Source organism: Bradyrhizobium ferriligni (genome assembly GCF_056837965.1).
In genome coordinates this window covers 101,949-114,181 of sequence record NZ_JBXEJO010000012.1, presented here as the reverse complement: position 1 = coordinate 114,181, position 12,233 = coordinate 101,949, and the positions used below count along the sequence as shown (strand labels likewise).

Sequence of the window (12,233 nt, the reverse complement as noted above, 5' to 3'; positions counted from 1 at the left end):
AAGGACGCAGGTTCCTTGCCAACAAAAGCTCAAATCGCGGGGAGGCGGATCATGAAGCTCGGTTTTTTTACGATGCCGATCCATCCTCTCGACAAGGATTGGCGACAATCGCTACGGGAGGATCGCGAGGCTTTTCTGCTCGCGGATGAGCTCGGGTTCGCCGAGGCGTATGTCGGCGAGCACGTCACCGACAAGGCCGAGAACATCACCTCCAGCATCGCCTTCATTGCCTGGCTCGCAGCCGCAACCAAGCAGATCAAGCTTGGAACCGGCACCATCAACATGCCAAACGCGCATCCGGCAGCAGTCGCAGCGGCTGTCGCGATGCTCGATCACATGCTTGACGGCCGTTTCATACTTGGAATCAGCCCTGGTGGATTGCTGTCCGACGCAGAGGTTTTCGGCAATCTCGACGCCGACCGTAGTGCCATGTTCCTCGAGGCCATCAATCAGGTTCTTGATATCTGGGCCGGTAAGCCGCCCTATGATTTGCAGGGCAAATATTGGAACGTCTCGGTCAAAAGGACTCTGATTGAGGACATCGGCCAGGGAATCGTCGCTCGCCCCTTGCAGGCCCCTCACCCGCCAATCGTGGTGACCGCGGTTGCGCCATTCTCAAAGGGCGTCACGGAGGCGGCGGCGCGCGGCTGGGATCCGATCTCGGCCAACTTTCTGATGCCGGCCTGGGTGAAGAGCCATTGGCCGAAATATGTCGAGGGTTGCGCGCGCGTGAACCGGGCAGCCGAGCCTGCCAACTGGCGCGTCGCCAAGAGCGTGTTCGTGGCAAAGGATGCAGCAACCGCGAAGGCGTATGCGACATCGCCCGATAGTCCCTACGTGTACTATTATCACCAGCTGTTCACGAAGCTGAAGCGCAGTGGCCGGCTCGAGTTGTTCAAGACGCGACGGGACCAACCCGACGCTGAGGTTACACTGGAATCGATCTGCGACAAATTGATCATCTACGGCACGCCCGAAACCGTGGCTGACCAGTTGCTGGCGTTCCAGGAAGAGATTGGCACCTTCGGAACCCTGCTTTACGCCGGCAAGGACTGGAAAGATCGCGAGCTTGGCCGTCAATCGATGATCCTGATGGCCGAGAAGGTCCTGCCGCGGATCAATGCCACCGCTGCCGGAGCATCGACGTGAAGGAGGTTCGACATGACCTTTACTGATCGCATTCCGTACCAGGCGCAGGTCGACCGACCGAAACTGACATTGCCTGACGGCAAGAAGCTTGCCGTGTGGGTTATCCTTAATGTCGAGGAATGGCGCATCGAGAATGCGATGCCGCGCACCGTGCTGAGCCCACCGATGGGGCAGCCCCTGCTGCCCGACGTGCCGAACTGGTCGTGGCACGAATACGGCATGCGCGCCGGATTCTGGCGGCAGTTCAAAGCTCTCACCGATCGAAAGATACCGGTGACGCTGGCTGCGAACGCCAATGTCTGCAACAGCTATCCGCGTGTGGCGTCGGCGGCGCGCGAGGCGGGCTTCGAATTCATGGGACATGGGTTTGTGCAGGGCCCGATGCACAAGGTCGAGAACCAGGCGGACGCGATCAAGCGCGCGGTCGACACGATTGCTGGATTTACCGGCAAACAGCCGCGATCATGGGAAAGCCCGGGCCTGACCGAAACCGAAGAAACGCTCGATCTCCTGCGCCTCAACGGGATCGAATACGTGGCCGATTGGGTGATCGACGACCTCCCCCAGGACATCGCCACGCCGCACGGCACCGTGACGACGATTCCCTATTCGGTCGAGACCAACGACATTGTCATTCACGCGCTGCAACACCTTCCTTCGGAACAGTTCCTGACGCGCTGCACTGACCAGTTCGATCGGCTGTACCTCGAGGGCGCAGAGAATGCGCGGATCATGGCCATCTCGGTGCATCCCTACATCACGGGTGTACCGCATCGTATCAAGTACCTCGAGGCCCTGCTCGATTACGTCATCGGCCATGACGGCGTCGCCCTCATGACGGCAAGCGAGATCGGAGATTGGTATCGGGGTCAGATGGCGACAATGTAGCGGGACTCAGCCGACGACCTTGATCGGCGCCCGTCGACGATCGGTCGCACTCTCGGCCATCCTCTCAAATCCTGCGAGGAAGATATCCAGCGCGTCACTGATCATCTGCGCCTTGTCCTCGAGGACAGGTGCCTCGTAGATGTACTTGCGTACGCCATAATAGAAGATACCGCCGTGAAACACCCAGGCCAGTTCGAGTTCTGCGGCGCTGGGCCTGCCTTGCGTCGCGAGGCCGGCGTCGTGGCGGCATTCCCTGAGAATGCGCGTCAGGATCTTGTCCTTGACCATGCCGACATACCAGCGATTGATATCGAGGCCCTTGAGGCCGGAGTAGAGATAGATCCGGAGCCATCTTCGGTTGAAGATCGCGTCGGTATAGATTTCGTAAAATTCCTGAAGCCGCACGCGGAGCGGACGCGAACGGTCCGAGAGCAACTTCTCCCAGCCGATTTCAAGGGGTTCGAGATATACCTTGCGGTAGACCTCCTTGATGAGATCGTCCTTGCTCGGAAAGTAGCGGTAAAGCAGCGGCTGCGTCACGCCGAGCTTGTGGGCAAGGGCACGCGTGCCGCCGCCAAATCCCTCCTCCGCAAACAGCTCGGTTGCCTTGGTAACGAATTCGCTGCGACGATCGACAGCTGATAGTCGCCTCTGCTTGGCACGAACGCGCTTGACGGGCGTCTTTCGATTCATGATGTCTTGTCACCACCGTCAGCCAAAAACTGGCCAAAACCTCCGCGCGCGAACAACAGCGGACCGTTCCGGTTATAGGCGTAGGCTTCCACCGCGCCCAGGAAAATGACGTGATCCCCGCCATAGTAACGGTTGGCGGCACGGCATTGGAAATTCGCGACCACATCGGCAAGCACGGGAGCATTCCCGAGACCCGGCGTCCAGCTCACACCCGCGAACTTGTCACCCGACGATCTGGCAAACTGCATCGCTAGCGCCTGTTGCGACGCATCTAGAACGTTGACCGTAAAATGGCTGGCATTCTGGAAGATCGGCAGTCCCTGCGAAAACATGCCCAGGCTCCACAACACCAGTGGCGGGTTGAGCGACACCGATGCAAAGGAATTACAGGTAATGCCATACGGCCGTCCTTCAGCCGACATCGCGGTGACTATCGTCACACCTGTTGCGAACGTACCGAGCGCATTGCGGAAATCACGGGGGTCGATCGCCGAACTATCGCTTGCGAGCTCACTGGCGGGATCCAGCGGATGTTTGGGTGAGTCGGACATCCGGCTAACCTCAAAGCGTCAGGTTTTCAGACGGCAGCCCGAGAGCCACCCGCCCGTAATTGGTGCCCGCCGCATCGAAATTGAACGCGAGATGCGAATTCACCGCATGGGCGTCGCGGAATTGGCGCTGCAACGCTCCCGAAGTGAACAGGCTGCGTGCGCCACCCGCCGCAAATAGAAGAGACACCGCCTCGGTGCACAAATTGACCGCGAACGCGCCGTCGCGCCGGAGCTTCGTCTTCGCTGCAATGCCCGGGATATCGCCACGCCGGACCTCCGCAAGCGCCTCAACGCAGTTCGTGCGCATGATCAGCCGCGCGGCATCTATCTTCGCGGACGCCTCGGCGATCTTGATCTGTGTGCTTTGCAGGTCCCCGATCTTGGCCCGGTTATATGTCGAAGCGCGGTGTCGCGCGATCTCGACATAGTCATCAAGGCAAGCCTGCGCATTTCCCAAACCAACCCCTGACAACACATAGGGAAACAACGAAAACACCGGAAGCATGTAGAGCGCATTCGGATTGACGACACTGCCCGGCGTCGCACCTCCCGCAAGATCGCTGACGGCAACCGTCATATGCTCGGGAACGAATGCGTCGGTTACCCGCACGTCGTTCGACCCCGTCCCGCGCAAGCCAGCCGCATTCCAGGTATCGTCGATGCTGTAGTCCCGCCTGTTCAACAGGAATAGCCGATACTCGACACCATCGGCCTCATCATCCGAGGCGACCACGCTCGCGAGCATGTTCCATCCGCAGGATTCCACCCCGGACGAAAAAGGCCAATGACCACTCAGAACATATCCGCCGCCGGCCTTCCTCGCACGACCTGCCGGGAAGACAAAGGAAGACGCGATCAGCGCATCCGGATCCTCTCCCCATACCGCGTTCTGCGCTTCGGGCGCGAACATACCCAGCATCCAGTGGTGACTTGCAAGGTTGGCAAAATTCCAGGAGACCGAGGCGTCTCCCTGCCCGAGGGCATCGGCGCAGTCGACCAGCGCAACATAGTCGAGCTCGCTGCCTCCGACGCGCTTGGGCTGCAGGATCCGGAAAAGGCCGCTATCGAGCAAATCCCGCTCGGTCTCCGGCGGCAATCGGCGCAGCTCTTCGGTCCGTGATGCCCGTTCGCGCAAGGCCGGAACAAGCGCCTTGGCTCGTGCGACCATGACCGAATAACGATCCATATCCGGGCCTGGCTGTAGCTTCGTGTCGAGCCCGCGGTCAACCTCAACCATGGTCTCTTCCTTCGTTCGATCTCCAAGACATTTGCACGTGCGATCGAGCCGTCAACTCAGTTTATCGACCGATCACCAAGACGCGCAAGCCTGCATTTCGCGAATTCAGCGCTCAGGATCCGCGACTGCTGCCGAGCGCCCATTTTGAGAGAACGCTTCGATCGATGCGTCGTTCGCGCTGGACTGGCCATTCTAGCACTCCCGTGGCCAAGATTCGATCCCGCTAGCGACGGCATCGAAAGTGCTACCTACTGACCGGAAAATGCAAAAAATGGCCCCGTCGGTTCGGCTAGGGACCTCTAGATGGACGAATTGTTCGCAACAACTCGGATCCGCGCGCCGCAGTTATTTTCCGAGCGTCGCCCTATGCCTAACCAAACGGCTCCGAGAAATCCCGTGGCGATTACTGTGATGAACGCTTTGAACGCATAGCTTTGCGCCTGCTCCGCGTTCTAGCGCCATTGTCGGAGATGTTGAAAATCAGCGCAGCTTTCGTCGGCCCCCTTCCTCGAAACCGAATGAGTGAAGACTGTCGCAATGGTCTTGACTACAGTGGCGTCGATTTCGCTTCGGCGCGCCCGATCTTGCTCGATCAACGTTTCCATCACGATTGCTCGACGTCGGCTTCATACATCGATAGTCACCGTCGGGTGGGCGAGATGGCAAAGAAAAAGCCCGCCGCGGATTGCTCCGCGCGGGCTCAACAATTTCTGCTTTTCGGATCATGCCCCTGAGTTGCCCGACGGGTCAAACCCTTTTTTCGGGCTGAATGTGATCGGTAAAATGCGATGCGTCGGCTTCGACGGTGAGAAACCGCCTTCAGCGAAAGTTTGCGCATTGACCCGGAATCGCAACGCGAGCCGGCGCCAAGCGCCTATGCTTGCTGCGATGATGTCAGTGTGCCGCTGAGTTGCCCGACGCGTCAAGCGGACAGCTCACAATATTTGGATCGACATCAATACAGTTTTGGCTCGCGTCGGTCGAACTGACCCGCGCCGCATTTGATTGCAAGGAGGAAGCGTCGATGTATTTCGTTGCTGCCGTGCTCGCGGTCCTGTCCGGCCTGTTCTACGCCGCGGGCCATCATCAGATCGGCTCTCTTGGTGCCACCATGTGCCAGTATGGCGGCGTGTTCTGCGATAGTCCGATGCTCGTTCTTGTCGGTGCAGGATTTGCAGCAGCGTGGGGCATGCTGGTCAGCGTTCGCTGATCATCCCGCGATATTTCCGACAATGATTTTGTGCCGCTGATTTGCCCGACGAGTCAATTCCTGCGCCCTGCCGCGGGATGCGATCCCACCAACGCCGGCATCTATTGCGGCGTGCTCGGATTTGCCGGATGAGCGGGCTTTGGGCCGGGTGGAACAGGCTCGATCGGTGCCTTGGGCTCGGTCGGTATGACCTTTGCGCCAGCGGCTCGCGCCGCCTCGCCGGTCGTTGAGTAGTTAGCCGAAGCAGCCGGCTGCACGTTCGGCTTGTTCCACGGACCGTGATCCACGATCAGCATGCCGAGCACGCCGAGGATCGCAACCACGGCCGCGACCAACAGCGGCGTGCCGCCATGCCGATTTCGATGCTTGACCGAACCGCCATCCGCAATGCCATGCGCCTGCATTGTCATCATCGTCTCCTCCACGGAAACAAGCCGCGACCCGCGCGTAAGTTTCCGGTTCCCCGACGTGAAAGCGAGGCATATTCGGTGGAACCAATCCACCGCTGCGGAATTTCTGGGATATGTGGCCGCCACCGCCGTCCAAAACGTGCGGATAGCAATGGGGGCGGTCACCCGGCGTCGGTCATCTGGCCTTCAATGAAATTGCGGCACGCACATGAGCTCCGAAATACCCGAGTCCCCGCTTCAGCCCACACTCGGTGAACGAGCGATCGACACCGCGACGGATGTTTCGCGTACGATCACGGAGGTGTCGGATGGACTTCGAGCGGCCGCCGATCGCCTCAGCGACGCCATCGCGACCTCGCGCCGACCGGGCGGAGCCCTGGCCACCGTGAGTGCGGTCACGCGCGAAGCGCCGCTCGCAAGCCTGTTCGTCGCGTTTCTGCTCGGCGTCGCCGTCGCGCGCCGGCGATAAAGCGTCGATGGGACCGCGAAAGCCGTTCTAGAACTTGCCCTTCGTCGCGTCCTTGGTCACCGACATCACGCTACCGCTGATCTGCCGCATGTGTTCGCCGGCATTGGTGAACTGGCTTCGCAGGAATTCCGACTGGATTCGCATGGCCTCCTGCAGATCCGTTGCGTGCACGAGCTTGCGCGCATGCTCGAACGCCGCCTTCATGTTCTGCTCGGTGAACGATAGCGCTTGTTTGGATATCTCGGTACCGGCGCCAGGCATCGACGTCATCGACTTGCTCGCGGCATCAAAGAACAGGCTAAAGGCCTGTTCGGCCTGGTCGATGGTCTTTTCCGCGAGATCGCGCAACTCGGCGGGAACTTCAAGCTTCGGCTCAATCATGATCGCGCCCCTGAAATAAGCGTCTGGCGAGGTTAGCATAGATTGTGACGGCGTCAGCGCCGGATCGCGAGCTATGAAGACCCCCCCCCCTCCGGCCAGTTGAGGAAAAATTACCTAGCCGCGACCGACAGCCGATTCCAATCATGTCAGCACTGTGGCATAGTGATTCGGCTTCTTCGTCGGTCGCGTTCGCGTCTCTGGGGAATAAGGGGATCCGATGCTGCGCGCCGTTCGTCCAACACCAACCTGCACCCGGTTCAAGACCAACATAGATATGCCGTGCATGAAGTGCGGCACGCAAATGCGGCTTGCCTTGATCGAGCCGCGCGACCAAGTCTACGACGTGCTGACTTATCAGTGCACGCCTTGCAATTCCGGTGAAAGCTTCCTGAACGCGCGCTAGGCTGCGCGCCTGTTCAGTCGCTCAGCACGGCGGCCCCCGCCTCCGTCAGCCCGGGCTCGTCGTCATGAAGTTCGACCAGACCGAGCTCAGCGAGGATGTGCAGATCCTCGTCGCTGACCGGTGACAATTTGAGCCTGCCGGCCTGGATATCCCGCAAGGTCCAGCGCAGGCCGATCGCGCGCTCGAGTGAAAATTCCGCGAATGGATTTTTTGCCATCCGCCTCGACTAGTGCGGCATTTGGATCAGACTTTGTCGCCGCCGCGGCGGCTTCATGGACATCACAGATTGATGGCGGCTGGCGCGATCGAGGCGCACAATGCCTCGATCGCGCCAGCGCTTCATGCATCGCTCGCAGCGGCTCAGTAGCGGTAGGGGTCGATATCGAGAAGCGGGAATGCGCTGAACACGCTCGGCAGATTGGTCGGCATCGCCGGATGCAGGTAGGATTTGTCCAGTTCGGCAAAGCTGGTGACGCCGAGCAGACCGAGGCAGCGGATCACCTCGTCCTCCAGCAGTTCAAGCATCCGGACAATGCCGGCCTCGCCGGCCGCGGCGAGCGCCCAGCACTGCAGGCGGCCGATGCCGACAAGATCAGCGCCCGAAATGATCGCCTTCACAATGTCGGTGCCGCGGCAGAACGAGCCATCGACCATGATCTTGGCACGGCCGGCGACCGCCTGAACGATCTCGGGCAGGACATGCATGGACCCACGGCCATGGTCGAGCTGTCGGCCGCCATGATTTGAGACATAGATCCAGTCGACCCCGTGGTCGAGCGCGATCTTGGCGTCTTCGGCGGTGGCGATCCCCTTGAGGATAAGTGGAATCTTGAACTTGTCCTTGATCAACTTCACCGTCCGCCATTCCAGACCCTTCTGGAAATCGCCGCCGGTGGCGCGGATGCGGCTCTCGCGGACATAGCGCTTGGCTATGTCGCGCTCGCGCCGGCTGTAATGGGCGGTATCGACGGTGAGGCAGAACGCGGCGTAACCGTTGTCGATGCTGCGGCTGACCACATCCTCGACAAAGGCATCGTCGCCGCGCACATAGAGCTGGAAGATGCGAAGCGCATCCGGTGCCGCCTTGGCGGTGTTCTCCAGCCCAGGCTCGGACACCGAACTCAGCATGTGCGCCGCGCCGAACGTTCCCGCTCCGCGCGCCACGGCCGCGCCCGCATCCGGATCGAAGATCTCGAGCGCCCCGACCGGGGCGATCATCACGGGAAGCCGGAGCTTGCGTCCGAATACTTCGGTGGAAGGATCGACGTTGATGACGTTGCGCAGGACGCGCGGCCGGAACGCAATCTCGTCGAGCGCCATTCTATTGCGGCGCATCGTGGTCTCGGTCTCCGAGGCGCCGACGATGTAGTCCCACGCGTTCTGATTCAGCTTGGCGCGGGCCTTTCGCGCGAATTCGTGCAGGTTCTGGAATTCCTCGCCGCTGGCGCCGAGTTCGACATTGCGCGCCTGCCGAATGGGGGTCCCGTCATTCATGGTGTTTCTTCTCCCGATTTGGCCGGCACATTAGCCGCAGACAAACCGGAAAAGCTACCACCTTGAGCCACGAATCCGGCCAGCGAAGGCCAGCTATTCGCTCGTGAGATAGATCGGCTCTCGACGCGAAGCGGTCCGCATCCAGACGGCCTCGCCCGAGGCGAGCTAGCTGCCCGAAAACCGGTTTCGGTACTCGGTCGGCGATACGCCGAGGTGGCGCAGGAAGGCCCGCCGCATTCGCTCGTCATCGCCAAATCCCGCGCGCTTGGCGACCTCGACCACACCGCCGATCTGGCGGCTTTCGAGCAGCAAGCGCGCGGTCTCCACGCGCAGCGCCTCGACGCCGCTTGCCGGTGTCATGCCGGTGCGGCTGACATAGGTCCGGGCGAAGGTGCGCGGCGTCATCCCCGCCTTTTCCGCGAGGGTCTCGACCTTGAGGTCGCTCGTGATGTTCTCAATGATCCAGGCGTGCAGCGCGCTGAAGCGTCCCTCGACGTCCGATGCCTGAGCGGCAAGGACGGTCGAGAACTGGCTCTGACCGCCCGGCCGTTTCAGAAACACCACAAGTCTGCGCGCAACATCGAGCGCGATGGTGTGGCCGAAATCCTCCTCGATCATGGCGAGCGCCAGATCGATGCCGGCGCTGACCCCGGCCGATGACCAGACCCGTCCATCCTTGACGAAGATCGCGTTGGGCTCAACCCGGATATTGGGAAAGCTATCCTGCAGACGGGGACAATAGCGCCAGTGCGTTGCTGCCCGCTTGCCGTCCAGAATCCCGGTCCAGGCCAACGCAAATGCGCCAAGGCAAACAGACGCGATACGGCGCGCCTTCGGCAGCGCCTCCGCGATCCAGGTCATCAACTTCGCGTCGTTGCGGATCTTCCAGATGCCGGGCCCGCCGGGGATCACCAGCGTGTCGACCTCGGCCGGCGCAATACTGTCGATCGGCGCCGTGTCGATCATCATGCCGACATCGGTCGGCACCAACCCGCCGGAGGTCGACAGGTAGGACAGAGAGTAGTCCGGTCCCGGCAGCTCGATCGCTTCCAGTTCTGCAAACACCTGCGCCGGTCCCGAGATGTCGAGCAAGGTCACACCCGGAAAGGCAACGATCGCGATCCGCCGCGTTGCTTTCTTGTCGCGCGGCTCAGGCCGGGGCGCTTTGGCAGTTTTCGAGGGCATATTGTCCTTTAAGCCATTCGAGGCTGCCCTGTATAGCTCGCAATGGAATTCTGGAGTTCTGCCATGTCGCGAAATCTGGGCAGCGAATACGAGGCGATCAAATCGCCTTGGACGGATTACGCGATCTATAGTCTACCCGATGCTTCCCGGGTCGAAGCCTGCGACCGTCAGCCGCTGATGGACGCCATGAACGGCATCATTGCCGTCAACTGGCAGGCCACCGAGCCGCACTGGACAGCAACCTCCTCGCCCTTCGACAAGAAGTACAGCCTGATCCTTGTCTACGATCGATCTGGCCTCATTGCCTTCTCGGTCTACCGCGTCCTGGAGATGTCGGCCGGACTTGGAATCTATCGCAGCGGCACGGAAGTGCTCCCGGCGCACCAGGGCCGCGGCTTCTACGGCTTCTTCACATCGGAAGTCCTGAAATGCTCCGGCGCCGCCGCGAGAGCCGAGGGCAACGTGCTCTACGGCTGGCGAACCCGCAACCCGATCGTCTGGGCAGCGAACGCTAAGATTTGCGAAAAAGTGACTCCATCTTTGCTCGACGATACGCAGGATCTCGCCCTGCAGGCGGCCTGTATCGAGATGTGCACCTCGCTCTATCCGGGCAAGCCGCTCGAACTGCCCGACATGATCATGCGTGGCGCTTACGGCCACATTAAGCACCATCGGCAGGCCTATCATGGCACCGCGTCGCTGGTCGATGCCGCGATGTCGCGGAAGATTCCGAATTCAGCGGATGCCCTTTTCTCGGTGGGTTACGCGAGGGTGTGATGTCGATGCTCGGACAACAAGCCGTTTATGCCCCGACGTCGCGCTTCACCGATCGCGCCTATCTCGCGTGGACTGCGGTGGCCATCGCTTACGCCATAGCCTTCCTGCAGCGCGTATCGCCGCAATCGGTCAGCCTCAGTTTCATGCACGACTTCAACACCGACGCGGCCGGTGTTGCGATGCTCGCCTCGAGCTACTTCTGGGGCTACACCTTGATGCAGATTCCGGCCGGCCTTCTGGTCGACCGTTACGGCGTCAAGCGCGTCGTCCTCGTCAGCATGATCGCCTCCTCGCTCGGCAGCGCCGCGTTCGCGCTGGCACCGAATCTGCTCGACGTTTTTGTTGCACGCCTGATCGTCGCCTGCGGCGATGCGCTGGTCTTCACCGCACTCCTGAAGCTCGTGGCACAGAGCTTCGCGGATGAGCGGTTCGGCATGATGTCGGGCATTTCGCAGGTCTCCGGCTATGTCGGAGGCGTCATCGCGACCACGCCGCTTGCAGCCGCAGTCTCAGGCTTTGGCTGGCGGGCCTGCTTCCTGTTCATCGCGTGCATTGGATTGGCCAACCTCGCTTTCGCCAAGCTCGCGCTCAAGCCAGATCCGGCCTCGCACAGCAACAAGACGCTGAAGGGCGTAGTGACCGCCGCGCGGCAATCGTTGGCCCATGTCGCGAACTGGGGTTGCGCGATGACGTTTGCGTCGCACTTCGCGGTGGTGACGACGCTGTCGGGCGTCTGGGGCATTCCGATGGTCGCGCACTTCTTCCACATCTCCCCGACGGCGGCCGGCACGCCCCTGCTCGCCTTCATGATCGGCAATGCGCTCGGCTCGATCTTCCTGGGCCACGCCGCCGATCGCGCCGCGGCGGCGCTTGACCGTGCGCTGATCGGCATTTGCGTACTGCGCATGCTGCTGATCGCGATGCTGCTGCCGCCGATCGCCCAGACATTCGGACTCGCCTACGTCACCGTCGTGTTCACTGCCTTGGGGCTCGTCGCCGGCGGCACCGTCCCGCTGGTGCTGAAATGCGTCAAGAAGCTCTACACCGCCGATCTGATCGGCGTGGGCGCATCCGTGAACACCACAGCCGCCGGACTCTTCGCCGGCATCTCGCAGCCCATCATCGGCTTCGCGATGCTCGCCGCCAGCAATGCCTCGGGAACCGACGCCGTACACAACACGGCCGCGATCGGCGACGGCGGCTACAGCGCCTTGATTGTCATTCTGCTTCTCATGTCGCTGCCGGGCATTGCCGGGCCGCTCTTGATGAGAAGCAAGTTGATAGCTCGTTAGTGTGGTTATGAGTGTAGGGGGTGTTATGGAGCGCTTGTTCTTGAGAAGAGGTGAAGTCGCGTCAAACTTTCCGGTCAGCAGCTGGCAGAGCGTG

Annotated in this window: 15 protein-coding genes; 7 read left to right on the top strand and 8 right to left on the bottom strand. The window is 61.1% G+C overall.

Annotated elements, in window-relative coordinates:
• Positions 1-51: 51 nt before the first annotated feature.
• Entirely contained in the window at positions 52-1,149 is a 1,098-nt protein-coding gene (locus AC1VNY_RS09645; RefSeq protein WP_482404957.1) for an LLM class flavin-dependent oxidoreductase, read from the top strand.
• A 12-nt stretch (positions 1,150-1,161) separates the two neighbouring features.
• Positions 1,162-2,037: a polysaccharide deacetylase family protein gene (locus tag AC1VNY_RS09640; protein ID WP_482404956.1), complete on the top strand. Its 876-nt coding sequence runs from the start codon at positions 1,162-1,164 to the stop codon at positions 2,035-2,037.
• Between the two features lie 6 nt (positions 2,038-2,043).
• Here AC1VNY_RS09640 and AC1VNY_RS09635 read toward each other — a convergent pair whose 3' ends face one another.
• The 3 genes from AC1VNY_RS09635 to AC1VNY_RS09625 are packed head-to-tail and all read right to left on the bottom strand — an operon-like array spanning position 2,044 to position 4,467.
• The gene (locus AC1VNY_RS09635; RefSeq protein WP_018272811.1) at positions 2,044-2,730 is read right to left on the bottom strand and encodes a TetR/AcrR family transcriptional regulator; all 687 of its coding nucleotides are present in this window, start codon (positions 2,728-2,730) and stop codon (positions 2,044-2,046) included.
• The gene (locus tag AC1VNY_RS09630; protein ID WP_482404955.1) at positions 2,727-3,281 is read right to left on the bottom strand and encodes a flavin reductase family protein; all 555 of its coding nucleotides are present in this window, start codon (positions 3,279-3,281) and stop codon (positions 2,727-2,729) included. Before AC1VNY_RS09630 ends, AC1VNY_RS09635 begins: the two co-directional genes overlap by 4 nt.
• A gap of 10 nt (positions 3,282-3,291) precedes the next feature.
• A complete protein-coding gene (locus AC1VNY_RS09625; RefSeq protein WP_482404980.1) occupies positions 3,292-4,467 on the bottom strand; it encodes an acyl-CoA dehydrogenase family protein in 1,176 nt (391 codons plus the stop codon).
• A gap of 1,075 nt (positions 4,468-5,542) precedes the next feature.
• Here AC1VNY_RS09625 and AC1VNY_RS09620 point away from each other — a divergent pair.
• Positions 5,543-5,728, top strand: a complete 186-nt coding sequence (locus AC1VNY_RS09620) for a hypothetical protein (RefSeq protein ID WP_482404954.1) — start codon at positions 5,543-5,545, stop codon at positions 5,726-5,728.
• A gap of 101 nt (positions 5,729-5,829) precedes the next feature.
• Here the strand turns inward: AC1VNY_RS09620 and AC1VNY_RS09615 are convergent, their stop codons facing one another.
• A complete protein-coding gene (locus tag AC1VNY_RS09615) occupies positions 5,830-6,141 on the bottom strand; it encodes a hypothetical protein (RefSeq protein ID WP_482404953.1) in 312 nt (103 codons plus the stop codon).
• A 205-nt stretch (positions 6,142-6,346) separates the two neighbouring features.
• On the opposite strand from AC1VNY_RS09615, the gene AC1VNY_RS09610 reads away from it, so the two are divergent.
• A complete protein-coding gene (locus AC1VNY_RS09610) occupies positions 6,347-6,607 on the top strand; it encodes a hypothetical protein (protein ID WP_018272816.1) in 261 nt (86 codons plus the stop codon).
• Positions 6,608-6,634: 27 nt separating this feature from the next.
• Here the strand turns inward: AC1VNY_RS09610 and AC1VNY_RS09605 are convergent, their stop codons facing one another.
• Positions 6,635-6,988 carry a phasin gene (locus tag AC1VNY_RS09605; RefSeq protein ID WP_038379157.1) on the bottom strand — a complete coding sequence of 118 codons (354 nt, stop codon included), beginning with the start codon at positions 6,986-6,988 and terminating at the stop codon, positions 6,635-6,637.
• A gap of 217 nt (positions 6,989-7,205) precedes the next feature.
• Here AC1VNY_RS09605 and AC1VNY_RS09600 point away from each other — a divergent pair, with 217 nt between their 5' ends.
• Positions 7,206-7,391 (top strand): hypothetical protein, encoded by a 186-nt coding sequence (locus AC1VNY_RS09600; RefSeq protein ID WP_461848071.1) that lies wholly within the window; start codon positions 7,206-7,208, stop codon positions 7,389-7,391.
• Positions 7,392-7,404: 13 nt separating this feature from the next.
• Here the strand turns inward: AC1VNY_RS09600 and AC1VNY_RS09595 are convergent, their stop codons facing one another.
• The 3 genes from AC1VNY_RS09595 to AC1VNY_RS09585 all read right to left on the bottom strand — a co-directional run bounded on the left by AC1VNY_RS09595 (position 7,405) and on the right by AC1VNY_RS09585 (position 10,070).
• Entirely contained in the window at positions 7,405-7,608 is a 204-nt protein-coding gene (locus AC1VNY_RS09595; protein ID WP_482404952.1) for a hypothetical protein, read from the bottom strand.
• Between the two features lie 143 nt (positions 7,609-7,751).
• On the bottom strand, positions 7,752-8,885 hold the full coding sequence (locus tag AC1VNY_RS09590) for an alpha-hydroxy acid oxidase (protein WP_456684266.1): 1,134 nt from the start codon (positions 8,883-8,885) through the stop codon (positions 7,752-7,754).
• 165 nt (positions 8,886-9,050) lie between these two features.
• The gene (locus AC1VNY_RS09585) at positions 9,051-10,070 is read right to left on the bottom strand and encodes a GlxA family transcriptional regulator (protein WP_209910513.1); all 1,020 of its coding nucleotides are present in this window, start codon (positions 10,068-10,070) and stop codon (positions 9,051-9,053) included.
• A 63-nt stretch (positions 10,071-10,133) separates the two neighbouring features.
• On the opposite strand from AC1VNY_RS09585, the gene AC1VNY_RS09580 reads away from it, so the two are divergent.
• Positions 10,134-10,847 (top strand): hypothetical protein, encoded by a 714-nt coding sequence (locus AC1VNY_RS09580; protein WP_482404951.1) that lies wholly within the window; start codon positions 10,134-10,136, stop codon positions 10,845-10,847.
• Positions 10,847-12,139, top strand: coding sequence for an MFS transporter (locus tag AC1VNY_RS09575; protein WP_482404950.1), 1,293 nt, complete (start codon positions 10,847-10,849; stop codon positions 12,137-12,139). Before AC1VNY_RS09580 ends, AC1VNY_RS09575 begins: the two co-directional genes overlap by 1 nt.
• Positions 12,140-12,233 lie beyond the last annotated feature (94 nt).